Here is a 25,459-nt window from a genome sequence, read left to right on the forward strand (position 1 = left end):
TCTCCCCGCCCGCCCGGCTCACGGCCGGCGGCGGGGGAGGGCGAGGGCCGTCACGGCGCCCACGGCGCACAGGGCGGCGGTCAGCAGGAAGATCTCGGTGTACTCCGTGTGCAGCGCCTGGACGACCTTCGCGCTGTACTCGGCCAGCCGCCGGGCGTACTCCGCGGATTCCACGCCGAACGGCAGCGGCGTGTCCAGATGGGCCGTCAGCGACTGGAAGCGGTGGAATCCCCAGGCCGACAGCGCGGCGACGCCCAGCAGCATGCCCATCATGCGGGTCACCACGACCGCCGCCGAGGCGACCCCGTGGCGTCCGGCGGGGGTCGCCCGCAGCACGGCCGAGGACACCGGCGCGATCACCGCGCCCAGCCCCAGGCCCGCCACGGCCAGGTCGACGTCCACGCGCGACAGGCCGAACGGGTAGGAGGCGGCCGCGGGGTCCAGCGGCCAGCGGGAGATCAGGAAGTACCCGGCGGCGGCCACGACCAGCCCTGCCACGGCGACCGTCCGCTCGCCGAACCGGCGGGCCAGCACCCCGCCCGCCAGCGCGGCGAGCGCGAGGGCGACCAGGAACCGCGAGAGCACCAGCGCACCCCCGACGGTGTCCTCGCCCAGCAGGGTCTGGGCGGCGAGCTGCACGTCCACCAGGGTGACCAGCAGCGCCGCCCCGGTGAGGAAGCTGACCCCAAGCGACGCCCAGAACGGGGCGCGCCGCACGCCGGCCATGTCCAGCAGCCGCACCGGCGCGCGCAGCTCCCACGCGACGAACCCCGCGACGGCGACCACGCCCGCCGTGATCGCCGGCACGCCCCAGGAGGGCAGGACCGCCTTGTCGGGCTCGGGGTTGTACAGCCCGGCCACGAGCAGGCCCAGCGCGAGGGCCAGCAGCAGCCCGCCCACCACGTCGACGCGCATCCGGGGCCCGCCGCGCGGCGCGGGCGGCGGCACCGCCCGGTGGACGGCCACCGCCGCGATCAGGGCGAGCGGGATGTTGACCCAGAAGATGCCCCGCCAGCCCACCAGCGCGGCCACTCCCGCCCCGTACAGGGGGCCGAGGACGCTGCCCAGCTCCTGCGCCGCGCCCACGGCCCCCAGGGCGACCGGTCGGGCGTGCTCGTCCCACAGGTCGCCGACGAGCGCCATCGTGATCGGCAGCAGCGCGCCGCCCGCGATGCCCTGGAGCGTGCGGCCGGCCGTGAGCAGCGGGACCGACGCGGCGAGCGCGGTGACCGCGGAGCCGGCCGCGAACCCGGCCAGGCAGGCGTGGATCAGCGGCCGTCGCCCGTACCGGTCGGAGAGCTGGCCGAGCAGCGGCATGGCGGCCACGTAGCCGAGCAGGAAGCCGGTGACGATCGGGGTGGCCCGTTCGAGGTGGTTGACGGGCACGCCAAGGTCGCGGGCGACGTCGATCAGGACGGTCACCACGACGTAGGCGTCCAGCGCGGCCAGCAGGACGGCCGTCCCGCCGACGCCCAGGGCCACCCGCCGGACCGCGACCGGGCCGGCGGGCGCGGCCGCCGAGCCGGGCTCCGCATGGGGCGCCGGAGAGGAAGCGGGGACCGGTTCGCCGGAACGGCTCATGGGCTCGCGCTCGGGGTGGCGATGGTCACCGGGGCGTCGTAGTCGTCGAGGGCGACCACGACCGTGCCGGTGTTGGCGCCGCTGCCGAGCGGCAGGCTCGCCTTCAGCAGGCGGCCGGTGTCCTTGGCCACCCACACCTGCCCTGTGACCCCCTGGTTCACCCCCGGCACCAGCGTGATGATGACCTGCTGCGACAGCGTCACCGCCACCCGGTAGGCGTCCACGCCGCCGACCTTCTCGGCGGCCTCGGTCTTGGGGTCGGTGGCGGTGGACAGCAGCCGGGCCACCCCGGTGTCGGGGTTGAGGATGGCCGAGGGGTCGTAGATGCCGGCCAACTGCTTGCGGGTCATCGTCTGGTAGCCGCCGGTGGGGCCCTTGAAGTAGACGGTGTCGCCGGTCAGAACGAAGTTGAGCTCTTGAAGGTTGCCCAGGACGTCGATCTGCAGAGTGCCCTTGGCGTCGCCCTCACGGGTCAGAGAGCCGTCGGCGTTCTTGACCGGCACCGGGGGCTTGCCCTCGGTCGTGATCGTGAAGGCGACGGTCTTGACCTCGCGCATCGCCGCCGCGGCCTTGTCGAGCAGGTCGCGTCCGGCCGGCAGCGCGTCGCCGCCCGGCGAGGACGTGCAGGCGGAGGTGCAGGCCAGGGCCAGCAACAGCGAGGCGATCAGCCACGTCACCAGCACCGGCGCCCGCCGCGGCGGCGGTGCGCCGTCGCGGGAGGCGGTACGCGGCGAGGGGCCCGTGCGCGCGGGGGCGAGCCGGGAGGGACCGTCGCCGGGGGATGCGGCTAGGCGGGACCGGGAAGCGAGCGACCTATTCGACACAGCCGGGATGCTAGCCACCGCGGGCGGCGCATCCACGACTTTCCCAGGTATCGGTTTGGGGTCGGACGACCCGGACCCGCCCGGCCAGGCCGGACGGCCCCTGAGAGGCTAGGCGCGTTCTTCGGCGCGCAGGCGCAGCAGGTGCTTGACCACGGGGGTGTAGGCGACCTCCAGCGCCTGCACCAGCTCAGGCGTGAGGCGGTCGATGAAGTGGTAGCGGACGTTGGCGACGTGCATGGGCGCCACCCGCTGCATCGTCTCCCACCCCTGCTCGGTGAGCACCGCGAACGTTCCCCGCCGGTCGTCCGGGCAGCTCTCCCTGCTGACCAGGGAGGCGGCCTCCATGCGCGCGATCTGGTGGGACAGGCGGCTGCGAGATTGGATGGTGGCCTCGGCCAGGTCGCTCATGCGCATGCGATGACCCGGGCTCTCTGACAGGTTCACCAGGATCTCGTAGTCGTTCAGCGACAGTCCGGACGCCTGAAGCTCGCGGTCGAGCCGATGCTCGAGAAGCTTGTGGGCCGCCAGGTGGGCGCGCCACGCTCGCTGCTCCCCGCCGCTCAGCCAATTGGTGTCCAGGTCGTCGGATTCCGCCGTGCTCATGGTTGTGAATCTATCTCTCCGGGAGCGTTCATGAGGCGGTTGACCTCGGTCGGATCCCCGGATCGTCCCTTATTTAGGAAATTTTCCGACTGGAACGATGTATCCCGGCCCAGACGGGGGGAAGGAGCGGCGAGATGAGCGAGAAGGCGACGGAGCCGGATTCCGGCCAGGAGAGTTTCCTCACGGTCGCGGTGGCCGCGGGCATCAACCTCGCGATCGCGGTGGCCAAGATGGTGGCCGGCCTGATCAGCGGCTCGTCGGCCATGCTGTCGGAGGCCGCGCACTCGGCCGCCGACACGGTGACCGAGGTGCTGCTGCTGGTCGCGGTCCGGCGCAGCGGGCACCCGGCCGACTCCCGGCATCCCTTCGGGCACGGCAAGGCCGGGTTCTTCTGGGCGTTGATGGCGGCCGGCGCGACGCTGCTGATCGGCGCCGGGTTCTCGATCACCCACGGCGTGCAGACGATCAGGGACGGCGAGGACCTGGGCGACCTCAAGGTGTCCTACATCGTGCTGGTGATCGCGTTCGTGCTGGAGGGCGTCTCGTTCTTCCGCGCCGTCCACCAGGTGCGGAGGGAGGCCGACCGGCTGAACGTGAGCCCGCAGCGGTACGTGGTGCACACCACCGACACGGCGGTCAAGGCGGTCGTGTTCGAGGACTCCGCGGCGCTGGTCGGCATCGGCGTGGCCGCCCTCGGCCTGCTGGGCTTCCAGCTCACCGGGTCGGCGGTGTGGGACGGCCTGGCCTCGATCGTGATCGGCCTGCTGCTGCTCGGCGTCGCGCTGTATCTGATCAAGGCGAACGCCTCGCTGCTGATCGGCCAGGCGGCCCCGCCGCGCGTCCAGCGCGCGATCCTCGAGGAGATCACCGGACGGGCCGAGGTCAACGAGGTCGTCGAACTGCTGACCATGATGCTCGGCCCGGACGACGTGCTGGTCGCCGCGAAGATCGATTTCGTGGACGAGTGCTCCGGCGACCGGCTGGAGCAGGTCTCCGACGACATCGAGCACCGGCTGAGGGATCGTTTCCGAGGTGTCACGCACGTCTTCCTCGACCCCACGCCGGGGCCCGACGCCCCGCGCCGCGCGGCGCGGCCGCCGGTGCCCTCAGCCGTCGATCCGGCGCAGCTCGGCCGGGTGGTCGGTGACGGCGCAGCCGATGACGGCGCCGGCCGTCCACTCCAGTAGCCGGCGCCCGCGCCAGCCGGACGAGCCCGACGGATCCACCTCGCCGTCCATGTCGGAAAGGTCGGTCAGCGGGAAGTCGTCGATCGTCAGCTCGCCCCGCTTGACCAGGGCTTCCTTGCGCACCCACTGGCGGATCACCCGCCGCTTGTCGTGACCGATCAGGGCGAACTCGGCCGGGGACAGGGTGAACTCGACCAGGCCGCGGTCCACGTCGCCCCGCGGCACGTGCTCGGCGTCCACGCCGACCCGGCCCGGCCCCGCGACCGCGCACACGTACCCGGCCGTGTGCGACAGGCTGACGCCCAGCTCGGGCACCTCGGCGATGGACGGGCGGCCGTGACCGGGGCCGTGCTTGTCGCAGTACTGGATCAGGGTCAGCTCCTCGGCGGGCCGTCCGAGGAGGGTGGCGGCGCACTGCCTGACCAGCAGGTGGGCGGCCACGAAGTCGTCCCGGTCACGTTCGCGGACGAAGCGGGACGCCCGCTCGCGCTCGGTGTCGGTCAGCGTGCCGCCCACAGCGGCCAGCACGGCGTCGGCACGCCCGGCCATCACGATCGAATCGCGCACCCGCCCACCCTAACGGCCCGGCGATCACGCCGGGGGGCGCAGACCCAACCCGGCCCGCTCGGCCGTCCGGGATGACGCCGAGCGGGCCTGCCGGCCGTCGTTGACGACGCCGAACGGACCTGTCGAGCGTCCGGGTCAGCCGAGCAGGGCTCCCATCCAGGACTCGACCTCGTCGGGGTGGCGGGGGAGGGCCGAGGACATCAGCCGGGCGCCGTCCTCGGTGATCAGCAGGTCGTCCTCGATGCGCACGCCGATGCCGCGCAGCTCCGGCGGCAGGGTGAGGTCGTCCGGCTGCAGGTAGAGGCCGGGCTCGACGGTGAGCACCTGACCGGCCTCCAGCACCCCGTCCAGGTAGACCGACGTGCGGGCCCTGGCGCAGTCGTGGACGTCCAGGCCGAGCATGTGCCCGCTGCTGCACAACGTGTAGCGGCGGTGCAGGTCACCGTCGGCCGAGTCCAGCACCCCCCACTCGCGCAGCCCTTCGGCGATGACGCGCATCGCGGCGGCGTGGAAGTCACGGAAGCGGGCCCCCGGCCGCAGGACGGCGATGGCCGCGCTCTGGGCCTCGTACACCAGCTCGTAGACCTGCCGCTGGACGGGGCTGAACCGCCCTGACAGCGGCAGCGTGCGGGTGACGTCGGCGGTGTAGAGGTCGTCGGACTCGACGCCGGCGTCGAGCAGCAGCAGCTCGTCGCGGTTCAGGGCGCCGTCGTTGCGGATCCAGTGCAGGACGCAGGCGTGCGCGCCGGAGGCGACGATGCTGTCGTATCCGGTCGCGTTGCCCTCCAGCCGGGCCCGCAGCCCGAAGACGCCTTCGACGTACCGTTCGCCGCGCGGGTGGGCGAGGGCCTGCGGCAGCGCGCGCACCACGTCCTGGAAACCACGGCCCGTGGCGTCGACGGCGTGCTGCAGCTGGGCGACCTCCCAGTCGTCCTTGATCAGCCGCATCTCCGACAGGAACGCGGTCAGCTCCTCGTCCCCCTCGTGTGGCGCCACCCGCGCGTCGACGGAGGCGTCCACCTCGCGCAGCACCCGGGCCGTGCCGGTGAGGGCCTCGGGCAGGCGGTCGATCGGCGCGCACTCGATCTGGTACAGCGCCTCGGCCTCGGCCAGGGTGGGCCGGGCGCCGACCCAGAACTCGCCGTACTTGCGGTCGCGGTAGAACTCCTGCCCCGCCGCGCCCTCCGCCGAGCGGGGCGACCGGGGGCGGGTGAACAGCGTCGCCGCCCCCGAGGGCGCGATGACCAGCACATCGTCGGGCTCCTGCCCGCCGGTCAGGTACGCGAAGGCGCTGTGGGGGCGGAAGCGGTGATCGGAATCGTTGCTGCGGACCTTCAGCGTCCCGGACGGGATGACCAGCCGCTCGCCGGGGAACCGCTGGACCAGGGCGGCCCGGCGCTTGGCGGTGTAGGACGCCGGCGGCAGCGCCGCCAGGTCCGGGCGGCTCGTGTCGGCCCAGCCGCCGGTCATGAAGGCGGCCAGCGCATCGGATATGGGCAGGTCGTGGCTGCCGGTGTTCAGTCGATCGCTCATCTCGCGGTCCCCTGGAGAGAAGTGGTGCGTGGCATGGTACTCATGCCGCCCCCGGGACGCCGGACCGGCTTTGCCCGTCCTCACGCTTAACGTTGGCACGAGGTGGGGAAGTCACTGATACTCTCCCTGGCCTCTCCTTACCGTGACGAGGTGGTGTCGATGCTCATCAGCGCGATCCTGCGAAGTAAAGGAAGCACGGTGGCGACCGTGCGGCCGCAGGCGACGGTCACCCAGCTGCTCGCAGCCCTGGCCAGCCACAACATCGGCGCCGTCGTGGTGTCGGAGGACGGCGAGACGATCGTCGGCATCGTCTCCGAGCGCGACGTGGTGCGCGGGCTCCAGCAGCGCGGCCCCGGCGTGCTGGAGGAGCCGGTGTCGTCGATCATGACGACTCCCGTGCGCACCTGTGAGCCGGACGCCGACGTCGAAGACCTGCGCAAGACCATGACCGACCACCGCATCCGCCACCTCCCCGTGGTCAGCCAGGGCCGCCTGGCCGGCATCGTGAGCATCGGCGACGTCGTCAAGAGCGCTATCGAGGAGCTGGAGACCGAAAAGGCCCACCTGGTCGACTACCTCCACGGCTGAGCCTGCCGACCCTGGCAGGCGTCAGGCGGCGGGCCGAAGGTGCTCGTGTGCCCAGTCCTCGAAGGTCGTGAGCGGGATGCCATAGGCCCGCGCGAATTCCGGGCGGGCCGACTGGCCGGCCACGTCGATGAATTCGTGCGACCTGACGCCTGCCGGCGGCATACCGGCGGCGATCGCCTCCTGCGTGGTCATGTCGGGCGCGGCGATCTCGGTGCAGGGATGTGGTGCGGTGCGCCGGCGCCCGGGTACGGCGGTGCACCCGCGTCCTTCGCCGCGCGGGCGCGAGTCCCGGTTACGAGAAGGCGCCGGAGATGATCCCGAGTTGCCGCATCTGGGACAGGACGTCGACGACGCCCCAGGTCTCGGTGATCCGGCCGTCCGCGAAGCGGAAGATGAAGATCTCGTTGTAGGAGATGGACCGGCCGGTGGGAGCCAGGCCCATGTACTCGCCCTGGTGGGTGCCGGTGACGGTGTTCCGGTAGACGATCTTGTCTCCTTCGGCGATCACGTCCTCGACCGCGATGTGCAGGTCGGGAAAGGCCCGCAGGAGCCTGCCGAACACCTCCTTCAGTGCCTGCGCCCCCGTCGCGTCGATCGGCAGCGGGGTGCGGACCACCACATCGGGGTCGACGACCTCGTCGATCGTCTTGAAGACGAGTTCCGCGTCGCCGCTGTTGACGGCCTCATGAAGGCGGGCGAAGACCCCCAGGTCATGGGTCGGCCGGGTCGCTGACATGTCGTTTCTCCTCTGGTTCGGACGAACGTCGCTCATACTCGGGCGACGAACGACCACCCACCCGGGGGACAGGCCGGGTCAGAGTTGTTCGAGCCGCCCGGTGAGGAACCGCCGCTCGGGGGTCGAGGTGGCCAGGTCGAGCGCTCGGCGGTACGCCGCCCGGGCCTCGTCCTCACGGCCGAGACGCCGCAGCAGCTCGCCGCGGGTCGAGTGGAAGTAGAGGTAGCCGTCCAGGTCCAGGCGGTCGACGGCGGCCAGCGCCGCGGCGGGGTCGCCGGCCTGGGCGAGCGCCGCGGCGCCGTTGAGCTCGACCACCGGGGAACCGGTGAGGTCGGCCAGCCGCCGGTACATCCGGGCGACCCGCCGCCAGTCGATGCGCTCCCGCGCCTGCAGCGAGGCGATCACGGCCTGCACGACGTAGGCGCCTCGCCCGCCCAGCGCGAGCGCGCGGTCGAGCACCACCCGTCCCGCCGCGATCTGGCGCACGTCCCACAGCGACCTGTCCTGATCGTCGAGCAGCACGAGGTCCTCGCCGGAGAACCGGGCCCGTCGCCGGGCATGGTGGATCAGCATCAGCGCGAGCAGCCCGTGCGCCTCCGGCTCGTCCGGCATGAGCGCGGTGAGCACGCGTCCGAGGCGGATGGCCTCGCCGCCGAGGTCGACCCGGCCGCTGTAGCCCTCGTTGTAGATCAGGTAGACCACGGCCAGCACGGCGTCGCGGCGGTCGGGCAGCAGGTGCGCGCCGGGAACGGCGAACGGGATCCCGGTCGCCTTGATCTTGGTCTTGGCGCGCGACAGGCGCCGCTTCATGGTCTCTTCGGAGACCAGGAACGCGCGGGCGATCTCGGCGGTCGAAAGGCCGCCCAGGGCCCGCAGCGTGAGCGCCACCTGCCCCTCCAGCGGCAGCGCCGGGTGACAGCAGGTGAAGATCAGCTCCAGTCGCTCGTCCTTGATCACGGTGTCGTCGACCTCGTCCATCATGACGGCCTCGGCCGCCGGCAGCAGGTGGATCTTCTCGGCCAGGGTGTGCTCCCGGCGGATCCGGTCGATCGCCCGGTTGCGGGCCGTCGTCGTCAGCCACGCGCCCGGGTTGTCCGGCACGCCGGACGCGGGCCAGCGCTCCGCCGCGATCGCGAACGCCTCCTGCGCGGCCTCCTCGGCCCTGTCGAAGTCGCCGAGGAACCCGACCAGCGAGGCCAGCACCCGCCCCCACTCGTCCCGGAAGACCTGCTCCAGCACGGTCAGCGCCGCACCACCGGCCTGATCTCCACCGCGCCGCCCATCCGGGCGGCCGGGACGCGGGCCGCCATCTCCAGCACCTCGTCCAGATCGGCCGCCTCGACCAGGCAGAAGCCGCCGAGCACCTCCTTGGTGTCGGCGAACGGGCCGTCGGTCATCAGCGTCCGGCCGTCGGCCACCCGAACACTGGTCGCCGTCTCGGCCGGTTGCAACTGCGCGTGCTCGATGCACCGGTCGTCATCGGCCAGCGCCAAGTAGTCCGCGTACACCGCGTCCATCTCCGCCTCCGACAGCGACTCCACGTAGCCGGGCGGGGTGTAGATCATCAGCGCGTACTGCATCGCGACCTCCGAAGTCAGGGGCTCTCCCCTTGCACGACGAACGGGCGACGGCGCGGGGGACACCACAGGCCCATTCTCGCCCGGCGATCGCCCCGTTCTCGCCTTCTGCTCGGTTCGTTCCGTCGGTGAGGTCTCGTCCTGACGACGCGACAAGACGCGACAAGACGCGGCGCACGGGCACGCGCCGGACGGCCCGGCCGCCCGGCGCGTGTCGTGCTCTGTGCTTCGCGCCCCTACCAGCGCAGGTGAAGGGCGGCGATGAAGTCGTTCAGCCGCTGCGAGATGATCTGGTGATCGTGGGCCGAGGGGTGCCAGTCGCAGCCGCCGTAGTCCAGGTCGGCGTTGTCGTAGTACCAGTAGACGACCCGGTCGTCGCCCTGCCCGTTGCGGTCCTGCACGACCTGTCGCGCCGCGTCGGCGAGCGCCGTCGTGTTGTACACGTAGGTGGCGCTGACCACGATGACCGCGCGCTTGCCGTAGCGGGCGCGCAGCTTGTCGATGAAGCCCTGGTAGGCGGTCTTGTAGGCGGCGACGAGGGATTCGGGCGTCCACGGCTCGCCGGGGTTGATGGCGGTGGAGAAGTCGTTGATGCCGAGCCCGACCACGATGAGCTGCGGGTGCCAGGTGCCCGGATTCCTCCAGACGTCGCCGGGCACGCTGATCAAGGCACGGTCGTAGTAGGTGCGGTAGTCGGTGCCCGGCTCGATGCCGTTGTAGTTGCGCACCATCCCGCGCCCGGAGAAGGCGTTGAGCTGGTAGTCGGCGCCGAGGCCGCGCGCGGTGAGGGCGCCGAAGCTCAGGTCGGCGTTGGTGTTCCTGTCGAGCTGCCCAGGAGCCGGGCATTCGCGGGTGGGGGAGAGGTTGCCGTAGCCGGCGGTGTAGGAGTCGCCGATGAACTCGATCTGCCGTCGGCGATCCGGGGGCCTGGGCAGGACGACGCCGCCGGGGGCGGCCAGGAACCCGCCGAACTCGCCGATGCCCGACTGGCTCTCGGTGCGCTTGACGAGCCGCACGCCGTGCACGCCGTAGCGCAGATTCTTGACCCAGTACGTGGTGCGGCCGGGGGTCACCAGCGTGGCGACGGTGGCGCCGTCGATCTGGACGTCGTAGTCGTTCACGGCGTCGTTCAGGGCGATCCCTACTCCGGTGCCGACGAAGCGGCCCTCGAAGTAGACGCCCGGCCAGCTGTACCGCACGGCGTCGCCGGCGACCTGTACCCGGCCGGCGGTGTGCGCCCTGGCCAGCACGGCCGCCGCGTGCCTGCCCGCGGATGTCGCCAGAACGGCCGCCGCCGCACTGCCTGCGGCCGCCGCCGGACTGCCTGCGTACGTCGTCTCGGAAGGGCTCGCCGCGTTGGCGGCCGTCGGCAGCAGCGTGGCCGCCACCGCCAGCGCGGCCAGCGCCGCCTTCACCTGTGTGTGTCGCACGGTCTCTCCTACTCCTGCCGGCGAGAGCGCCGTGGGACACGCTCCGCCGGGCGATGAGGGGCCAGCGTTCGAAGCTCGCGTTGAAAGCTTCATGGGGGCGAGTACGGCGAGCGCCGCCGGCGGGGACCGCGGCCCGGCGGCATGACGGATCACGGCGGCGCGAACATCCGGTGGAGGCACGGATGACGTGGGGCTCAACGCCCACCCTTCGCCTTGGATCGGAGACAGGCCGGCGGCGACCCCGGAGAACACTCCGGTCCCGCGCCGGCCAGAGTGTCCGTCCCCCCACCCCAACGGTCAAGACCGTCCGCTCGAAGGTCGCCCTGTCCGCGTAAAGCATGGGCAATGTCTAGGGTGTCCTTGTGCCTGCCACGCTCAATGCCACCAAGACGCGCACCGCACTGCGCACTTCGGCGCGCATCTCCCTGGAGATGCTGCTCGTCGTGCTGATGACGGCGGTGGCTCTGTGGATTCTCGGCCGGATGTGGTCTGTCCTATGGCCGCTCGTGATCGCCCTGCTGCTCACCACACTGACCTGGCCCCTGGCCCGTTTCCTGCGCCGGCACGGCTGGCCACCCGCCTTGGCCGCGTCGGCCGTGACCGTGCTCTTCCTCCTGGTCGCCGCCGGGACCGTGGTGCTGATCGCCGTCCCGGTGGCGTCCCAGTCCGGCGAGCTGTCCACCGGCGTGGGCGACGGCATTCAGAAGCTGCGCGACTGGGCCGCCGGGCCGCCGCTGAACATCGGCGCGGACCAGGTCAGCACCGCGTTCGACAGCGCGGTCAAGCGCGTCCAGTCCAGCGTCGGCAGCATCGTCACCGCCACCCTCACCGGCGTGGGCACCGTGGTCAACGGCCTGGTGACCACGGTCCTGGCGCTCTTCCTCATGTTCTTCTTCCTCAAGGACGGCCCGCGGTTCCTGCCCTGGCTGGCCCGCCAGCTACCCGGCCGCCTCGCCACGGACGTGCCGATCGTGGCCGCCCGCAGTTGGGACACCCTCGGCTCGTTCGTACGCTCCCAGGCCTTCGTGGGCCTGCTCGACGCCGTCTTCATCGGTCTCGGCCTGTGGATCGTGGGCGTGCCGCTTGTTCTTCCCCTGGCCGTCCTGACCTTCGTCTCGGCGTTCATCCCCATCGTCGGCGCCCTGTTCGCCGGTTTCGTGGCGGTCCTCATCGCGCTGGTGTCCAACGGCTGGACGGACGCGCTGATCGTGCTCGCCATCATCGTCGTCGTGCAGCAACTCGAGGGGAACGTGTTCCAGCCAATGGTGCAGAGCCGTGGTCTCGGCCTGCACGCGGCGGTGGTCCTGCTGGCGGTGACGCTGGGCGGCAGCCTGGCGGGCATCGTGGGCAGCCTGCTCGCCGTACCGGTCGCCGCCCTGATCGCCGTGGTGTGGAACTACCTCCGCGAACAGCTCACCGACCCGCCCCAGGACCCGGAGACCGACCTCCCGGAACCCGACGCGGCCGCCCCTGAGCGGACGTCCACCTGATCCACCCACCGAACGATGGCGAACGGGCTTCTTCCGCACGCGAGGCCTCCGGCCGGTCGACCGATCGGGGGCGAGACAGGCGAGAGCGCTCAGGCGACTTTCGTCCAGGAGTGTCACGAGAGCCAATGCGATGAAGTCAGATCAGGGTGGCGAAGCTTCCTGCCTTGAGGCTGCTAACGAAGCTGCGCCATCCCAAGGGGCTGAGGAGCACCTCGGGGCCATCGAAAACCTTGCTGTCGCGCACCGCGACCACCCCGGCAAGGTTCGCGGCCACCTCCACGCACTGACCACCATTCCCGCCGGAGTAGGTCGACTTCCGCCAGACGGCGGCGTCCAGGTCCATGCCCGTCTCGTTTCCTCGCTGATGTCAGGACAGAAGGACGATCTTTCCTGCCTTGATGCTGCCGATGAAGGTGCGCCACCCCGAGTGGTCGGCAACCAACCTGGGGCCATCCGAAACCTTGCTGTCGCGCACGGCGACCACGCCGGGCAGGTTGTCGGCGACTTCCACGCACTGCCCGCCGTTGTCAGAAGAACGCGACGACTTCCGCCACACGGCGGCGTCCAGGTCCATGCTTGCCTCGATTCCTCGCTGATTTCAGGACAGGGGAGTGATGGTTCCCGCCTTGACACCGCCGATGAAGGTGCGCCATCCGGCAGGGCTGGCAAGCAACTTGGGGCCATCCGGACGCTTGCTGTCGCGCACGGCGACCACGCCGGGCAGATTGTCAGCGACCTCGACGCACTGCCCGCCGGTACCGCCGGAGAAAGACGACTTGCGCCACAGGGCGCTACTCAAGTCCATTCCTGTCTCGCCTTCTCGATCACATTTAGGGATACGCGCTCAGGATATGCCCAAAGACGCATCGCTTCATATCGGTTTCGGATCGTGGTCACCATACTGTGGTCAGTGGTGCACTGGCCCTCGGCTGAAGATTCCGCATGAATGGCGTGCGGCTGTCCGCCCTTGAGCTCGGCGATCATGAAAGCGCCGAGCAAGCCGATAAGGCAGTGCGCGTCGACGACCTGGATGGAGATAGTGGGCTTCTCGGCGACCTCAAGCAAGTAGTCGAGTTGCTTGCGCATCACCTCTGGTCCGCCTACCTCCCGACGCAGCACGCCTTCATCGATGAGTGCCACCAGCAGAGGAGGATCTTCGCGGTCGAGGAAGCTCTGTCGTAGTGTGCGGGCCTCTACGCGCGCTTCCACTTCTTCCGGGCTGATCTGGGGCTCCTGGTCGAAGAGATGCCGGGCGTAGGACGGGGTCTGGAGGAGGCCGGGGACCAGGAGGGGGTCCCAGGACCACAGGACGCGGGCCGCCGGTTCGATCTCGTTCACCCAGTCCATGAACCATGCGGGCCCGCCCGGGCGGGCGACGATGTACTTGCGCAGGTCCGTGAAGAAGGTGCCGTCGCCCGCGCCAAAGAGCCGGTCCAGCCGTTCGGCGTCGGAGACAGACGGCGTGCGCGTTGCGGCCTCCAGGCGGCTCACCTGGGTCTGGGTGCAGCCGAGGCGGGTGGCGACGGCGGCCTGGGAGAGCTGGGCTGCCTCTCGCAGGCGGCGCATTTCTGCGCCGAAACGCGCGCGAGGGGATTCCGGCCCTGGGAAAGGATCGACGCTCATCGCGGTCCTCCAGAAACAGGATGAAAACGGACTTTCTGGTTGCGCGGGTAATGCCAGGCGGCGGTTTAGTCAAACCCGTTCCTGGTATCGCCGGTCATCTTCCGGCGTGCTGATTGGAACGTGGATTCGCTGGTCACGGGCCAATCTAAGCACACGTCTTCTTTGGTCGTCAGGCCATGAAGAAAGCGAATGAACGTCCAGCGACCAAGAAAGGGGAGCCGTTATGCGTGACCCGAACGGCGGTCTTTTGCGCCCGGCCGGCCCTTACCGGAGGCGCGCGGACGGCCCGCAGCGCGTGTGGACGCGGGCCGTCAGCGAGGCCGGCGTGGGCTGGTCGGGGGTGGGGTCGTGAGGTCGGACGAGCAGGTGGTTCGGCATGGGGGTGAGGTGCCGGGGGCGGAGACGTGGTTCGGGGAGTTTCCCGGTGACATCGCCTCCGTGCCGGCCGCCCGGGCGTGGGCGCGGGGGCTGCTGGCAACGAGGGTCGCCGCGACGGCCCTGGACGACGTCCTGCTCCTGCTCAGTGAGGTGGTGACCAACGCGGTGGCCCACTCCGACTCCGGAAGCGCGGTGGGCGGGCGGGTCACGGTACGCGTCGCCGTGGCCTCGCGGACGGTCCACGTGGAGGTGACCGACGCCGGTTCGGCCACCAGTGCGCCCGTGGCGCGGCTGGTCGAGGCGGACAGCGACGGCGGCCGGGGCCTGTGGCTGGTCAACACGATCGCCACCGCCTGGGGCTCCCACCACGACGACGCGGACAGAACGGTGTGGTTCCACGTCGCCGAGATGTAAGGCGTACCTTCCGTTGAGTCAGGGTCGCTTGACCTAATGGAAGGTTCGCTTTACATTCATGGCATGGCAAAAGAGATGCAGCAGGATCAGGTGACGCGCGCGGCCCGCCGCGCCGTGCTCATCGACGGCATACCCGTGTCCACTTTGGGGGTGGTAGCCCTGGCGCTGGGCAGCAGCCCCGATCAGAGCGCCGTCCAGAAGGGTTGGTGGATCGCGACCACCACCGTGTTCACCCTCGCGATCGCCTGGGTGCTGCTGCGGGCGTTCCGGCGCGCAGACGAGTACCTGCGCAGGGTTCAGCTGGAGAGCATGGCCATCGCGTTCGCCGCGGTCCTCGTGGGGTTGCAGGTGGCCACCCTGCTCGATGCCGCGGGCATCATCCGGCTCCAGCAGCTCGCGCAGCTGATCCTCATCGGCGGCGTGGCGCTGTGGCTGCTGATCGCGGACCTGCGCACCCGCCTGCACCGGTGACGGCGCGCATGAAGAACCGGCTACGCGAACTGCGTGCGGCCCGCCGTTGGAGCCAGGCCGACCTGGCCGACCGGTGCCGGGTCTCCCGGCAGGCCATCAACGCCATCGAGACCGAGCGGTACGACCCCAGCCTGCCTCTGGCGTTCACCCTCGCCGACGTCTTCGGCCTGACCATCGAGCAGATCTTCCTCCCAGAACGGACGGAGGACACGGGCGACCCGGCCTGACAGGGACCGTCCGGTCAACGATGCGGCGACGATGGCACCCTTGTGCCCGGGGCGTGCTGGAGCCGCCGGCGCCGTGTCAGCTCATCACCCCTCTAAGGTGGGATGAATTCCGGGCAACGAAAGGGTGAAGGCGATGGTATGCGGTGGGCGCACCTCGTGGTCCCCGTCTTGGATCCCGGTCATCCGGCTGATGAAAGTTGCACGGAACTCGGGGGAGAGCCCTCGGCTGTCCTGGAGATCGGACCGGAGATGACACGGCGTTCTTGACGGCACACATGAGACGTCGTACGTTACGCACGCTTCATTCATGGGATGTATTTCCGGAAGCCGCATGATGTCCTTGCCGTCGGAGGCACCTTTGACCGAGTGCTCCGCATCAAGGTGCCCCGTCGAACGACGACCGTCACCAAGGCGACGGACCATCCATCGCGGCACAGGCGGCACGTGGCCGCGACCGTCATCCCCAGCTCGTCACCGGGAGCTTCGATGAACATGCCGCTGAACCGCCGACGTTTCATCGCGACCACGGCGGCTGCCGTCGGTGCCGCCGCGCTGCCCTCGACGATCTTCGCTGACCGGGCGGCCGCCGCCGTGCCGCCGCAGGTGTCGCTGCCGCAGCGGGGCATCTACGACACGGCCGCCGCGGCGAACTGGACCGATGCCTTCTTGACCGGCAACGGTGAGTACGGCGCCATGCTCTACGGTGCGCCCGCCCTGGAGAAGGTCGTCTTCACCCATCATCGGTTCGTGATGCCCAACGGCACCCGCAATGTGACTCCGCCGGTGCTGTCGGGCCGGTTGGCGGGAGTCAGGGACAAGGCGCTCGCCGGTGACTACAACGGCGCCACCGGCGACTTCACCTCCGGCTGGTCGCTGCGCTGGACCCAGACCTTCCATCCCGGCTATGAGCTGCAGATCAGCACCCCGGGGATGACGACGGTCGGCAACTACGCCCGGATCACCGACTTCAGGACCGGTGAGGTGACCTCGACGTGGACCGACGGCAATGGCGCGTGGACGCGCCGGGCCTTCGTCTCCCGAGCCGACCGGGTGATCGTCCACGAACTCACTCCCGCGCCGGGCCGGACGATCGACACCACGCTCAGCGTCAACACGAGCCTGAGCGGCGTGCCGGGGTCCGTCGGCTTCACCACCCTGGCCACGGTCGACAACGGTGACGGCTACCTGAACCTGAGGGGCAGATACCCCTCCGGCCAGGGGGCGTTCGGCTATGAGGGCGTCACCCGGGTGGTCGTGTCCGGCGGTTCGGTACGGGTGAGCGGGACGTCCATCGTCGTGGCCGCGGCGACCAGACTCGTGCTGCTGACCAAGCTGGACCGCTACGAGTCGTCCACCGCGTGGGACGCCAAACCGCTGCACGCGGCACTGGCCGCGCTGAGCACCGACTACGCGGCGCTGCTCACGCGGCACACCGCCCTGCACACCCCGCTGTACGACCGTTCACGCCTCGACCTGAACGTCAGCGCCGCCGACCGGCAACTGTCGACCGGTGAGCTGATCGCGCGGCAGAACGCCAACCGCAACGTCATCGACCTCGCGTTGCTGGAGCGGATGTACGACTCCGGCCGTTACCTGTTCCTGTCCTCCAGCGGCGTCCTGCCACCGCGGCTGACCGGCCTGTGGACGGGCGCGTGGGACGCGGCGTGGGCCGGCGACTTCACCACCGACGCCAACGTCAACTTCCAGGTCGCCGGCGGCAACATCCTGTCCCTCACCGAGGTCATGGACGGCTACTTCACCCTGATCCTCGGCCAGATCAACGACTGGCGCACCAACGCCAAGAATCTCTACGGCATTCGCGGCCTGCTCGCTCCCTCCCGGACCGACGGCGAGTACGGCAAGATGCTGCACTTCGACGGCGGTTTCCCCGGCCACACCTGGATCGGCGGCGCCGACTGGCTGCTCTATCCGCTGCTGGAGTACTACGAGGTCACCGGCGACGCCACCTTCTACCGCACCAAGCTCGCCCCGGTCCTGATCGAGCTCGCGGCGTTCTACGAGGACTTCCTCACCCGCACCGACGCGGGCGGCAAGGTCATCTTCGTGCCGTGCTTCTCCATGGAGAACAGCCCCGGCAACACCGGCAGGCAGTTGTCGATCAATGCGACCGGCGAGATCGCCGCGGGCAAGCACGCGCTGCGGGCCGCCATCGAGGCGGCCGGCTTCCTCGGAACCGAGCAGGGCGCGGGCCAAGGCGTGCAACGCTGGACCGCCTTGCTGGCCAAGATGCCCGACTATCGGATCAACGGCGACGGAGCGCTCGCGGAATGGTCGTGGCCCAGCCTGACCGACCGGTACAACCACCGTCACGTCCAGCACATGTACCCGGTCTGGCCACTGCACGAGATCAACCCCGAGGACAAGCCCGACCTCATCCGCTACGCGAGCCGCGCCCTGGACCTGCGCGGGGACGAGTCGGAAGAGGCCCACGGCGCCATCCACCGCAGCCTCGCCCGGGCCCGGCTGAAGGACGGCGCCGGCGTGTACGGCAACCTGCGCAAGATCCTGGGCAACAACATGGTCTTCCGGTCGTTGATGACCTCGCACAACCCGAACCTGGCGATCTACAACGCCGACGCCGCCAACTCCCTGCCCGCGATCCTCGCCGAGGCATTGATCTACACCAGGCCCGGCATCCTGGAGGTGCTGCCCGCGCTGCCCGACCAGTTCGCCAAGGGCACGATCACCGGCGTGCGCGGCCGCAACCGTATCCGGATCGACTCGCTCACCTGGGACATCACCGCCCGGACCGTCACCGCCACCGTCGTCTCCGACATCACCCAGACCGTGACGCTCATCTGCCGGCGCGGGATCACCTCCATCACCACCGGCGCGGGCGTCGCCGCCTCACCTCTGGGCGACCACGCCCGGCAGGTGTCGCTCACCGCGGGCGCCACGACCCAGATCACCGTCGGGCTGGGCGGTGGCGGCGGCCCGTCCACCGGCGTCGTCCGCCTGGTCAACCGCAAGAGCGGAAAGGTGCTGGACGTCTACGGCGGCTCCACCGCCGACGGCGCCGCCATCGTCCAGTGGCCCTGGACCGGCGGGGCCAACCAGCAGTGGCAGATGACGCAGAACTCCGACGGCTCGGTCCGGCTGGCCGGTGCAGGCAGCGGCAAGGTCCTCACCAGCCCGAACGCCACCCAGGGCGCCGCCCTCGTCCAGACGACCGGCAACAACGGCGCCAACCAGCGGTGGAAACTCGTCCCTGCGGCAACAAGCGGCTACCACCAGCTCGTCAACGTCGGCAACGGCCTCTGCGCGGACGTCGAAGGAGGCTCCACGGCCGACGGCGCCCGAGTCATCCAATGGAGCGGTAACAGCGGCGCCAACCAGGAATGGCAGATCGTCGCCCTGTGACACCGGGGACCCGGCCGTGTTGACGACGCACGATCACCGTTCAGAAAGGGTGGCGCGGAGCCCATCTCAGTACGATCGGAGGATGGGCAAGAGCAGTGATCATCCCCGCGGGGGGATGGAACTCGGATGCGATCGCCTCTCCACCACAACGGCCGGCGGGCAGGCATGAGATCCGACGTGTTCTTGGCCGACTGTCCGGCTCGCACCACCTTGAACCTGGTGGCCGATGCCTGGTCCGTCGTGGTGGTGTTCGGGCTCGGGCGTGGTCCGCTGCGGTACACCGAACTGCGCGACCGCATCGGCGGGATCAGCAACAAGATGCTGACCCAGACGCTGCGCAAGCTGGAGCGCGGCAACCTGGTGGAGCGGCGGACCCTGCCCACCGCGCCCGCGGGTGTGGAGTACCGGCTGACCGCCCTGGGGGAAAGCCTCCTTGAGCCGGTGTCGGTGCTCGCCCGGTGGGCCGAGGAACACGCCGGCGAACTCGCGGAGGCCGACGACGGCTGACCGCCGCAGGGCACCGGATGGTTCCCTGCGGACCTTTAGCGTTGCCGCCATGAAGATTGGAAGCAGCGATCTGGAGGTGTCACCGCTGTGCCTGGGCGGCAATCCCTTCGGCTGGACGGCGGACGAGCGGACCTCGTTCGCCGTGCTGGACGCCTTCGCCGGGGCGGGTGGCAACTTCGTCGACACCGCGGACATGTACAGCTTCCGCGTGCCCGGCAACAGGGGCGGTGAGTCCGAGACGATCATCGGCCGCTGGCTGAAGGCCCGCGGCAACCGGGACCAGATGGTGATCGCCACGAAGGTGGGTGCGCTCCCGGGGTTCGACGGCCTGAGGCCGGAGACGATCCGGCGCGCCGCCGATGACTCACTGCGGCGGCTCGGGCTTGATCACATCGACCTGTACTACGCGCATGTGGACGACCCCGACACCCCGCTGGCCGAGACGCTCGGGGCGTTCGACGAACTGGTCAGGTCCGGCAAGGTGCGGTACATCGCGGCGTCGAACTACACCGCGGCACGGCTGTCGGCGGCACTGGAGACCTCGGACCGCGAAGGGCTCGCCCGGTACGTCGCCTTGCAGGCGGAATACAACCTGGTGCAGCGCGAGACCTACGAACGGGAGCTCGCGCCCACCGTGGCGCGGACCGGACTGGTCTGCCTGCCCTACGTCGCGCTGGCACGTGGTTTCCTCACCGGCAAGTACCGCCCCGGCGGACCCAGGGTGGACAGTCCCCGCGCCGATCAGGCCCGCGCTCACCTGGACGGCAACGGCCCGGCCGTACTGGCCGCCCTGGAAGAGGTCGCCGCGGCGCGTCACACCACGATGGCCGCGGTCGCGCTGGCCTGGCTCTCCGTCCAGCCCACCGTCGCCGTTCCCCTTGCCGGAGCCCGCAACCCGGCCCAGCTCGCCGACCTGCTGCCGTACCTGACCCTGCGGCTCGCCGCCGACGAGATCGCTCTGCTGGACCGGGTCAGTGCCTCGACGCGGTGAGAACTCAAGAGGCTGTTCGGACGGAGCCCCCCCGTGGACCCCTCTCACCGTCGCCTCCGTCCGCGGGGTCTGAAGGCCCGGTTCAGGGGCGGCGGTCGCGGTGGGCCAGTACGAGGGCGGGGAGGATCGCGGCGGCGGTGAGGGCGAAGGTCAGGGGGTAGCCGATCGAGGCGATGACCAGGCCGGCGCCGAGGGCGCCGGCGGCCATGCCGAGGTCGTAGGCGGCGTTCCAGATCGCGCTCACGGCGCTCTCGCCGCCGGACGGCACGCGGGCGTACATCAGCGTCAGCGTCGCGTTCTGCAGGGCGCCGAATCCGACGCCGAACACCAGCGCCCCGCCGATCACCGCCGACGGCGTGCCGGTGGCGGCGAGCGCGGCCATGCCGGCGGCGGACAGCACCAGCCCGGGCACCAGCAGGCGGGCCGGGCCGTGCCGGTCGCCGAGCCGTCCGACGAACAAGCGGGCCAGGGTGGCCGCCGCGGGCTGGGCGAGCAACGCGCTCGCGGCGACCCAGGCCGGCTGCCCGGAGGTGGCGAGCGGCAGGAAGGTGACCAGCACCCCGACCGCCGCGGTCGTCGCGGCGAAGATGGTCGCGGGCCGCGTCAGGGCGGGGTTGCGCAGGCCGGCGACCACGCCGTGGTGATCGTCGGCCTGCGCCGTCTCGGTGCGCCTCGGCAGCGCGGGCAGCGGCAGCAGGGCCAGCAGAGTTGCCACCGTCGTCATCACGAACACGGGGGTGTACCCCCAGTGAGCCGCCACCCACACACCGGCGGGCAACGCGAGCAGGGTGGGCACCCCGCTGACGACCCCGACGAGCGCGAGGCCCTCACCGCGCCGGTCCTTCGGGATCAGCAGGGCGGTGACGGCGCCGCCGGCCACGACGGTGATCGCGAAGCCGGCGCCGCGCACCACGCTGACCACGATGATCACCCAGATGTCGTCGCTCATGGTGAGGACGAGGGTCGGCGTGCCGAGCAGGACCAGCCCGAGAGCCAGCGCCCACCGGTAGCCGAGCCGGGCGATCAGTCGCGGGGTCACCAGCTCGCAGGCCACGGTGGCCAGTAACAGCGCGACCGTCGCCAGGCCCGCGGCGCTGTCCGAACCGGCCTGCTTGGCGTACAGCGGCACGACGGAGAGGGGCAGGTAGAAGCCGATGGACGCGCCGACGATGGACACGAAACGCAGCAGGAGCGCCCGGGACACCAGCCCGGTGCGGGCCGGCCGGGTGCGGGGGCGGGGGTGAAGATCAGTGGTCATGCCGAGAACGCTATGGGGGAACTGGGCCAGTGATAAGGTCCAGTTCCATGCCCGTGGAGTGGGCCGATTGGGGTCCTGAACTACTCGTCACGATCGACCGGCACAGCGGCGCCGGGCTCCGCTCGCAGCTCGAAGACCAGATGCGCGACGCGGTCCGCAGCGGTCGACTGGCCGGCGGCGAGCGGCTGCCGTCCTCGCGCGAGCTCGCCCGCGCCCTGGGGCTGTCGCGCGGCCTGGTCCAGGATTGCTACGCGCAGTTGCAGGCCGAGGGCTACCTGACCAGCCGGCCCGGGTCGGCCACGCGCGTGGCGGCGGGCGCGGTCGTCCGCCCGGAAGCGCCGTCGCCGGCGAGCCGACCGGCCCGGCCCCGTCACGCGGTCGCCGACTTCCGGCACGGCGTCCCCGACCTTCGCCTCGCGCCTCGCGAGGACTGGGCGTGGGCCGTCCGGGAGGTCTGCCGCACGGCCCCGAACTCCGCCTTCGACTACGGTGACCCGATCGGCGAGCCGCGGCTGCGCGAGGTGCTGGCCGCCTACCTGCGGCGGGTGCGGGCGGTGGCGGCGACCGCCGACCAGGTCGTCGTCTGCACCGGCATGGCGCAGGCGCTCGGGCTCGTCCTGCGCGTGCTCGCCGGCGACGGCGTGGACACGCTGGCCTTCGAGGACCCGGGGGCCGGCGTCTCGACGACCGAACAGGCGGTCGCCGCCGGGATGGCCGCGGTGCCCGTCCCGGTCGACGCGGACGGGCTCGACGTCGCCGCACTTGATCGCACCCCGGCCCGGGCCGTGCTGGTGACCCCGGCCCACCAGTGGCCGACCGGCGTGGTGCTCGCCGGGCATCGCCGGCAGGAGCTGATCGCGTGGGCGCGGCGACGCGACGGCGTGATCGTCGAGGACGACTACGACGCCGAGTTCCGGTACGACCGCGATCCGGTGGGCTCGCTCCAGGGGCTCGCGCCCGACCGCGTCGTCTCGCTCGGGACGGTCAGCAAGTCACTCGCGCCCGCGCTGCGCCTCGGCTGGGTGATCGCCCCCGAACGGCTGCTCGGCGCGCTGGCGGGCGGCAAGCGCGTCGCCGACCGCGGCAGCCCGTCCCTCGACCAGCTCGCGCTGCTCACGCTCATCGAGTCGGGCCGCTACGACCGGCACCTGCGACGGGCCCGCGCCGAGTACGCCGCCCGCAGGAAGACGCTGCTGGCCACCCTCGCCGCCCACGCCCCCGCGCTGCGCGTCACCGGCCTCGCCGCGGGCTTCCATGCCGTTCTCCACCTGCCCGCAGGTGCCGACGAAGACGAGCTGGTCAGGCAGGCCGGGCGGCGCGGCGTCGGCCTCTACGGCATGGCCCGGATGCACCGCGCGGCGCCCCCGGCCGGGCCGCGCCTCGTCCTCGGCTTCGGCGACACCCCGAAACCCGCCATCGAAGCCGGCATCGCCGCCATCGCCGACCTCCTCCAGGAGGGATGAGGCGACCGGGCGGTGCCGGGACAGGTCGATGTCGGCCAGGTCGTACCACCGGCCGGAAGGAGGCTGGTCGAGCAGGGGGTCGATCCAGCGGAGGCGGACGCGGTCGGGGCGGACCTCGACCAGCATGGCTTCGCGCGGGCCGGCGCCGTCCAGCGTCTGGACCCACCACGGCTCGGCCAGGCAGGCCAGCCCCGTCTCGTGCAGGGTCTCCAGCGCCCCATCCCGGTCGGTGACCTCTCCGAGCGGCGCGCCGAACACGGTGGTGGCCTGCCAGCCGCCCGCGGTCGGGACCAGCCGTCCCAGCACCTCGCCGTCGTCGCGGCGAACCTCCTCCGGCGCCGGGACGCCCGGCCACGCCCTCCGGATCCCCTCCATGATCTTCTCGTTGGACTCCCTGAGCCGGACGACACCCTCGCGTTCGACGGCGCTCCCGGCGTAGGCGCCGGGGTCGGCGGGCCGTCCCGCCACCCACACCTGACGGAGCGACCCGGTCGCGGCGAGGTCCGTCGTCGGGTCGCCGTCGACCAGGACGAGGTCCGCCCGGCGGCCCGGGAGCAGCCTGCCCCGGTCCGCGAGGCCGAAGACCTCGGCGGGGACGGAGGTGGCCGCGGCCAGCGCCTCGGCCGGACGCAGGCCCGCCCGGGCCAGATGCCGCAGTTCGCGGTGCAGGCTCGCGCCGAACACCAGCCCGGGGTTGGGCGTGTCGGTGCCGGCGAGCAGCCGCACCCCCGACTCCAGCAGGGCGACCGCGTTGTACCGCGCCGCGGCGCCGTCCGGCGGGTGCGGAGGCATCCACCGTCTCGACTGGGCCGTGAGCACCTTGCGCCACCGCGGCGTCAGGCGGGCGGCGAGCACGGGATCGGCCGACAGCGGCATGACGCCGTCCGGCCCTGGGAAGCCGTCGATCACCGACAGCGTCGTGATCACGGCCACGCCGGTGCCGGCCACCTCGCCGACCTCGCGATCCGACATGCGGTCGAAGGGCACGTGCGCCAGCACGTCCACCCCGCACCGCGCGACCGTGACCGCGCCCGCCGCCGTCGAGACGTGCGCCACCACCGGCAGGCCGTGGCGGTGGGCCGCGCCGGCGAGCGCTTCGATGGTGCCGGGGTCCAGCGAGGGGATGTCGAGCATGGCGCCGGAGCCATCGTCGTAAATGACCTTGAGGTGGGTGGCGCCCTCGGCCAGCCGGGCCTCGACGAACGGCTCGGCGTCGGCCGGCCCGGTCACGTAGGGGATGGGGGCGTAGGCGAGCGTCGGATGGCCACCGGGCGCGGTCGCGCCGATGCCCGAGGTGCGCAGGCCCGCGCGGACCGGCCCGGCGCCCTGCTCCGAGGCCGCGACCGCCGCGAGTTCGGGGGCGATGACTTCGGGCTTGCTGAACTGGTCGATCACCGTCGTGACGCCGAAGAGGGCCGCGAGCTGGGTGCATCCGGGCAGCAGGTGAACGTGGGCGTCGATCAGCCCCGGCAGGAGCGTCCCGCCGTCCCCGGGGACCAGGGTGTCGCCAGGACGGGCGATCGCGGCGTCGCCGACCGCGTCGACGCGCCCGTCCACGACCCGCAGATGGGTCGCCGCGATGACGTCGCCGCCGTCGAAGACGCGGACGCCGCTGATGGTGAAGGGCTGGTGCGCGCTCATGCGCCCGACGGTAGAAGTTGACGCAACGAGAAGGTCAACCCATGAACAGCGCGCCGTCCCGAACGCTCGCCGGGTCAGGCGCCGGCCATGGGTGAGGTGGCATGAGCCCCGGTGGGCGACGGCGCCGGTACCGGTGCCGGTATCGGGGCGGGGGGCTAACCTTCGCGGCATGGAGCACTCGATCAGCCAGGTCGCCAAGATGGCGGGCATCTCCTCCCGGGCGCTGCGCCATTACGACGAGATCGGCGTCCTGCGGCCGGCCCGCGTCTCGGCGAACGGGTACCGCTGGTACGGGCGCCCCGAGCTGCTGCGCCTGCAGCGCATCATGCTGCTGCGGGAGCTGGGAATGCCGCTGGACCTCATCGCCGCGACCCTGGACGGCGAGACCGACGAGCTGGTGGCGCTGCGCGGGCACCGCGAGCGGCTGGCGGCCGAGCGCGACCGCCTGGACCGGATCCTGGACACCGTCGACCGCACGATCGCCGGCCTGTCGGGGGAGCGGCCGATCAGCGACGAGGACTTCTTCACCGGCCTGGCCGAGGGCAGGCGCCGCCTGCGCGAGGACCTGCGGGCCCGGTACGGCGCGAAGGCCGAGGCGCAGGTCGCCGTCGCCGAGCGCTCCACGAGCGAGTGGACCAGGCGGGAGTACGAGCGCGTCGCCGACGAGGGACGACGCCTGCTGGCACGCCTGTCCGTGGCGCGCCGGCGCGGTGTGGCGCCCGACGCGCCGGAGGCACTGGACCTGGTGGCCGGACATTACGCGGCGGTGCGCGCCCTGTGGCCGGCGGACGCCGCCGCCTACCACGCCCTGGGCGAGCTCATCCAGGACAATCCCGAGCAGCGCGCCATCGTCGCGGCCGAGGACCCGGAGCTGCCGTCCTGGCTGGCGCGCGCCGTCCAGGCGTACGCCGTCCACCGGCTCGGCCACGCCTGAGGCGCCCGCCCGGTCGCGCGCTCGTCCGTGTGTGAGGACCTGCCCGGCGGCGTCG

The 25,459-nt window shown here is 71.4% G+C and carries 26 protein-coding genes and 1 pseudogene; 11 read left to right on the top strand and 16 right to left on the bottom strand.

Going from position 1 to position 25,459, the window contains the following annotated elements:
- Positions 1 to 18: 18 nt before the first annotated feature.
- The 3 genes from ABZT47_RS24215 to ABZT47_RS24225 all read right to left on the bottom strand — a co-directional run bounded on the left by ABZT47_RS24215 (position 19) and on the right by ABZT47_RS24225 (position 3,008).
- On the bottom strand, positions 19 to 1,581 hold the full coding sequence (locus ABZT47_RS24215) for an MFS transporter (RefSeq protein WP_354846145.1): 1,563 nt from the start codon (positions 1,579 to 1,581) through the stop codon (positions 19 to 21).
- A complete protein-coding gene (locus ABZT47_RS24220) occupies positions 1,578 to 2,405 on the bottom strand; it encodes an LppX_LprAFG lipoprotein (RefSeq protein WP_354846148.1) in 828 nt (275 codons plus the stop codon). Before ABZT47_RS24220 ends, ABZT47_RS24215 begins: the two co-directional genes overlap by 4 nt.
- A 108-nt stretch (positions 2,406 to 2,513) precedes the next feature.
- The gene (locus ABZT47_RS24225) at positions 2,514 to 3,008 is read right to left on the bottom strand and encodes a MarR family transcriptional regulator (protein ID WP_354846150.1); all 495 of its coding nucleotides are present in this window, start codon (positions 3,006 to 3,008) and stop codon (positions 2,514 to 2,516) included.
- 134 nt (positions 3,009 to 3,142) lie between these two features.
- Between ABZT47_RS24225 and ABZT47_RS24230 the strand changes: the two genes are divergently transcribed.
- Complete coding sequence (locus ABZT47_RS24230) at positions 3,143 to 4,195, top strand: cation diffusion facilitator family transporter (RefSeq protein WP_354846153.1); 1,053 nt, start codon at positions 3,143 to 3,145, stop codon at positions 4,193 to 4,195.
- On the opposite strand, the gene ABZT47_RS24235 is transcribed toward ABZT47_RS24230, so the two are convergent.
- Both ABZT47_RS24235 and ABZT47_RS24240 read right to left on the bottom strand, forming a co-directional pair.
- Positions 4,115 to 4,762, bottom strand: coding sequence for a phosphopantetheinyl transferase-like protein (locus ABZT47_RS24235; protein ID WP_354846155.1), 648 nt, complete (start codon positions 4,760 to 4,762; stop codon positions 4,115 to 4,117). The genes ABZT47_RS24230 and ABZT47_RS24235 overlap by 81 nt on opposite strands.
- Before the next feature lie 135 nt (positions 4,763 to 4,897).
- On the bottom strand, positions 4,898 to 6,295 hold the full coding sequence (locus ABZT47_RS24240) for an aminopeptidase P family protein (protein ID WP_354846157.1): 1,398 nt from the start codon (positions 6,293 to 6,295) through the stop codon (positions 4,898 to 4,900).
- Between the two features lie 159 nt (positions 6,296 to 6,454).
- On the opposite strand from ABZT47_RS24240, the gene ABZT47_RS24245 reads away from it, so the two are divergent.
- Positions 6,455 to 6,883 carry a CBS domain-containing protein gene (locus ABZT47_RS24245; RefSeq protein WP_354846506.1) on the top strand — a complete coding sequence of 143 codons (429 nt, stop codon included), beginning with the start codon at positions 6,455 to 6,457 and terminating at the stop codon, positions 6,881 to 6,883.
- Positions 6,884 to 6,904: 21 nt separating this feature from the next.
- On the opposite strand, the gene ABZT47_RS24250 is transcribed toward ABZT47_RS24245, so the two are convergent.
- The 5 genes from ABZT47_RS24250 to ABZT47_RS24270 form a co-directional block, all read right to left on the bottom strand.
- Positions 6,905 to 7,075 carry a hypothetical protein gene (locus tag ABZT47_RS24250; protein WP_354846160.1) on the bottom strand — a complete coding sequence of 57 codons (171 nt, stop codon included), beginning with the start codon at positions 7,073 to 7,075 and terminating at the stop codon, positions 6,905 to 6,907.
- A gap of 100 nt (positions 7,076 to 7,175) precedes the next feature.
- On the bottom strand, positions 7,176 to 7,619 hold the full coding sequence (locus ABZT47_RS24255) for an ester cyclase (protein ID WP_354846162.1): 444 nt from the start codon (positions 7,617 to 7,619) through the stop codon (positions 7,176 to 7,178).
- 78 nt (positions 7,620 to 7,697) lie between these two features.
- The gene (locus ABZT47_RS24260) at positions 7,698 to 8,858 is read right to left on the bottom strand and encodes a sigma-70 family RNA polymerase sigma factor (RefSeq protein ID WP_354846165.1); all 1,161 of its coding nucleotides are present in this window, start codon (positions 8,856 to 8,858) and stop codon (positions 7,698 to 7,700) included.
- A 2-nt stretch (positions 8,859 to 8,860) separates the two neighbouring features.
- Positions 8,861 to 9,199, bottom strand: a complete 339-nt coding sequence (locus ABZT47_RS24265; RefSeq protein ID WP_354846167.1) for a YciI family protein — start codon at positions 9,197 to 9,199, stop codon at positions 8,861 to 8,863.
- Between the two features lie 233 nt (positions 9,200 to 9,432).
- Positions 9,433 to 10,626, bottom strand: coding sequence for an SGNH/GDSL hydrolase family protein (locus tag ABZT47_RS24270; RefSeq protein ID WP_354846170.1), 1,194 nt, complete (start codon positions 10,624 to 10,626; stop codon positions 9,433 to 9,435).
- Positions 10,627 to 10,988: 362 nt separating this feature from the next.
- On the opposite strand from ABZT47_RS24270, the gene ABZT47_RS24275 reads away from it, so the two are divergent.
- Entirely contained in the window at positions 10,989 to 12,116 is a 1,128-nt protein-coding gene (locus ABZT47_RS24275) for an AI-2E family transporter (RefSeq protein ID WP_354846172.1), read from the top strand.
- Between the two features lie 136 nt (positions 12,117 to 12,252).
- Here the strand turns inward: ABZT47_RS24275 and ABZT47_RS24280 are convergent, their stop codons facing one another.
- Genes ABZT47_RS24280 through ABZT47_RS24295 form a run of 4 tightly spaced genes read right to left on the bottom strand, consistent with a single transcriptional unit; the run spans position 12,253 to position 13,739 of the window.
- Positions 12,253 to 12,459, bottom strand: a complete 207-nt coding sequence (locus ABZT47_RS24280; protein WP_354846175.1) for a DUF397 domain-containing protein — start codon at positions 12,457 to 12,459, stop codon at positions 12,253 to 12,255.
- Positions 12,460 to 12,483: 24 nt separating this feature from the next.
- Positions 12,484 to 12,690, bottom strand: a complete 207-nt coding sequence (locus tag ABZT47_RS24285; RefSeq protein WP_354846178.1) for a DUF397 domain-containing protein — start codon at positions 12,688 to 12,690, stop codon at positions 12,484 to 12,486.
- Positions 12,691 to 12,714: 24 nt separating this feature from the next.
- A complete protein-coding gene (locus tag ABZT47_RS24290; RefSeq protein ID WP_354846181.1) occupies positions 12,715 to 12,921 on the bottom strand; it encodes a DUF397 domain-containing protein in 207 nt (68 codons plus the stop codon).
- Entirely contained in the window at positions 12,912 to 13,739 is an 828-nt protein-coding gene (locus ABZT47_RS24295) for a helix-turn-helix transcriptional regulator (protein WP_354846184.1), read from the bottom strand. Before ABZT47_RS24295 ends, ABZT47_RS24290 begins: the two co-directional genes overlap by 10 nt.
- Positions 13,740 to 14,087: 348 nt before the next feature.
- Here ABZT47_RS24295 and ABZT47_RS24300 point away from each other — a divergent pair, with 348 nt between their 5' ends.
- The 6 genes from ABZT47_RS24300 to ABZT47_RS24325 all read left to right on the top strand — a co-directional run bounded on the left by ABZT47_RS24300 (position 14,088) and on the right by ABZT47_RS24325 (position 20,108).
- Entirely contained in the window at positions 14,088 to 14,531 is a 444-nt protein-coding gene (locus ABZT47_RS24300; RefSeq protein ID WP_354846186.1) for an ATP-binding protein, read from the top strand.
- Positions 14,532 to 14,594: 63 nt separating this feature from the next.
- Positions 14,595 to 15,002 carry a hypothetical protein gene (locus tag ABZT47_RS24305; RefSeq protein WP_354846189.1) on the top strand — a complete coding sequence of 136 codons (408 nt, stop codon included), beginning with the start codon at positions 14,595 to 14,597 and terminating at the stop codon, positions 15,000 to 15,002.
- Between the two features lie 8 nt (positions 15,003 to 15,010).
- Positions 15,011 to 15,229: a helix-turn-helix transcriptional regulator gene (locus tag ABZT47_RS24310; protein ID WP_354846509.1), complete on the top strand. Its 219-nt coding sequence runs from the start codon at positions 15,011 to 15,013 to the stop codon at positions 15,227 to 15,229.
- A 486-nt stretch (positions 15,230 to 15,715) separates the two neighbouring features.
- On the top strand, positions 15,716 to 18,610 hold the full coding sequence (locus ABZT47_RS24315; protein ID WP_354846192.1) for a glycoside hydrolase N-terminal domain-containing protein: 2,895 nt from the start codon (positions 15,716 to 15,718) through the stop codon (positions 18,608 to 18,610).
- 219 nt (positions 18,611 to 18,829) lie between these two features.
- Entirely contained in the window at positions 18,830 to 19,117 is a 288-nt protein-coding gene (locus ABZT47_RS24320; RefSeq protein WP_354846195.1) for a helix-turn-helix domain-containing protein, read from the top strand.
- A gap of 49 nt (positions 19,118 to 19,166) precedes the next feature.
- The gene (locus ABZT47_RS24325; protein WP_354846198.1) at positions 19,167 to 20,108 is read left to right on the top strand and encodes an aldo/keto reductase; all 942 of its coding nucleotides are present in this window, start codon (positions 19,167 to 19,169) and stop codon (positions 20,106 to 20,108) included.
- Between the two features lie 82 nt (positions 20,109 to 20,190).
- On the opposite strand, the gene ABZT47_RS24330 is transcribed toward ABZT47_RS24325, so the two are convergent.
- A complete protein-coding gene (locus ABZT47_RS24330) occupies positions 20,191 to 21,366 on the bottom strand; it encodes an MFS transporter (protein WP_354846200.1) in 1,176 nt (391 codons plus the stop codon).
- Between the two features lie 47 nt (positions 21,367 to 21,413).
- On the opposite strand from ABZT47_RS24330, the gene ABZT47_RS24335 reads away from it, so the two are divergent.
- Positions 21,414 to 22,829, top strand: a complete 1,416-nt coding sequence (locus tag ABZT47_RS24335) for a PLP-dependent aminotransferase family protein (RefSeq protein WP_354846203.1) — start codon at positions 21,414 to 21,416, stop codon at positions 22,827 to 22,829.
- A 465-nt stretch (positions 22,830 to 23,294) separates the two neighbouring features.
- Here ABZT47_RS24335 and ABZT47_RS24340 read toward each other — a convergent pair.
- Positions 23,295 to 24,680 (bottom strand): annotated as a pseudogene (locus ABZT47_RS24340) (amidohydrolase family protein); the annotation flags it as partial.
- Here ABZT47_RS24340 and ABZT47_RS24345 point away from each other — a divergent pair.
- Positions 24,640 to 25,404 carry a MerR family transcriptional regulator gene (locus ABZT47_RS24345; RefSeq protein WP_354846205.1) on the top strand — a complete coding sequence of 255 codons (765 nt, stop codon included), beginning with the start codon at positions 24,640 to 24,642 and terminating at the stop codon, positions 25,402 to 25,404. The pseudogene ABZT47_RS24340 and the gene ABZT47_RS24345 overlap by 41 nt on opposite strands.
- Positions 25,405 to 25,459 lie beyond the last annotated feature (55 nt).

This window comes from Sphaerisporangium sp. NPDC005289 (genome assembly GCF_040607455.1).
Taxonomy (GTDB): Bacteria; Actinomycetota; Actinomycetes; order Streptosporangiales; family Streptosporangiaceae; genus Sphaerisporangium; species Sphaerisporangium rhizosphaerae.

What these genes read in the sequence shown, in the direction of transcription:
- ABZT47_RS24215 (WP_354846145.1), bottom strand. Translation starts at nt 1,581, where the DNA reads ATGAGCCGTTCCGGCGAACCGGTCCCCGCTTCCTCTCCGGCGCCCCAT.
- ABZT47_RS24225 (WP_354846150.1), bottom strand. Translation starts at nt 3,008, where the DNA reads ATGAGCACGGCGGAATCCGACGACCTGGACACCAATTGGCTGAGCGGC.
- ABZT47_RS24230 (WP_354846153.1), top strand. Translation starts at nt 3,143, where the DNA reads ATGAGCGAGAAGGCGACGGAGCCGGATTCCGGCCAGGAGAGTTTCCTC.
- ABZT47_RS24240 (WP_354846157.1), bottom strand. Translation starts at nt 6,295, where the DNA reads ATGAGCGATCGACTGAACACCGGCAGCCACGACCTGCCCATATCCGAT.
- ABZT47_RS24245 (WP_354846506.1), top strand. Translation starts at nt 6,455, where the DNA reads ATGCTCATCAGCGCGATCCTGCGAAGTAAAGGAAGCACGGTGGCGACC.
- ABZT47_RS24250 (WP_354846160.1), bottom strand. Translation starts at nt 7,075, where the DNA reads ATGACCACGCAGGAGGCGATCGCCGCCGGTATGCCGCCGGCAGGCGTC.
- ABZT47_RS24255 (WP_354846162.1), bottom strand. Translation starts at nt 7,619, where the DNA reads ATGTCAGCGACCCGGCCGACCCATGACCTGGGGGTCTTCGCCCGCCTT.
- ABZT47_RS24265 (WP_354846167.1), bottom strand. Translation starts at nt 9,199, where the DNA reads ATGCAGTACGCGCTGATGATCTACACCCCGCCCGGCTACGTGGAGTCG.
- ABZT47_RS24280 (WP_354846175.1), bottom strand. Translation starts at nt 12,459, where the DNA reads ATGGACCTGGACGCCGCCGTCTGGCGGAAGTCGACCTACTCCGGCGGG.
- ABZT47_RS24285 (WP_354846178.1), bottom strand. Translation starts at nt 12,690, where the DNA reads ATGGACCTGGACGCCGCCGTGTGGCGGAAGTCGTCGCGTTCTTCTGAC.
- ABZT47_RS24290 (WP_354846181.1), bottom strand. Translation starts at nt 12,921, where the DNA reads ATGGACTTGAGTAGCGCCCTGTGGCGCAAGTCGTCTTTCTCCGGCGGT.
- ABZT47_RS24295 (WP_354846184.1), bottom strand. Translation starts at nt 13,739, where the DNA reads ATGAGCGTCGATCCTTTCCCAGGGCCGGAATCCCCTCGCGCGCGTTTC.
- ABZT47_RS24305 (WP_354846189.1), top strand. Translation starts at nt 14,595, where the DNA reads ATGGCAAAAGAGATGCAGCAGGATCAGGTGACGCGCGCGGCCCGCCGC.
- ABZT47_RS24310 (WP_354846509.1), top strand. Translation starts at nt 15,011, where the DNA reads ATGAAGAACCGGCTACGCGAACTGCGTGCGGCCCGCCGTTGGAGCCAG.
- ABZT47_RS24315 (WP_354846192.1), top strand. Translation starts at nt 15,716, where the DNA reads ATGAACATGCCGCTGAACCGCCGACGTTTCATCGCGACCACGGCGGCT.
- ABZT47_RS24325 (WP_354846198.1), top strand. Translation starts at nt 19,167, where the DNA reads ATGAAGATTGGAAGCAGCGATCTGGAGGTGTCACCGCTGTGCCTGGGC.
- ABZT47_RS24330 (WP_354846200.1), bottom strand. Translation starts at nt 21,366, where the DNA reads ATGACCACTGATCTTCACCCCCGCCCCCGCACCCGGCCGGCCCGCACC.
- ABZT47_RS24335 (WP_354846203.1), top strand. Translation starts at nt 21,414, where the DNA reads ATGCCCGTGGAGTGGGCCGATTGGGGTCCTGAACTACTCGTCACGATC.
- ABZT47_RS24345 (WP_354846205.1), top strand. Translation starts at nt 24,640, where the DNA reads ATGGAGCACTCGATCAGCCAGGTCGCCAAGATGGCGGGCATCTCCTCC.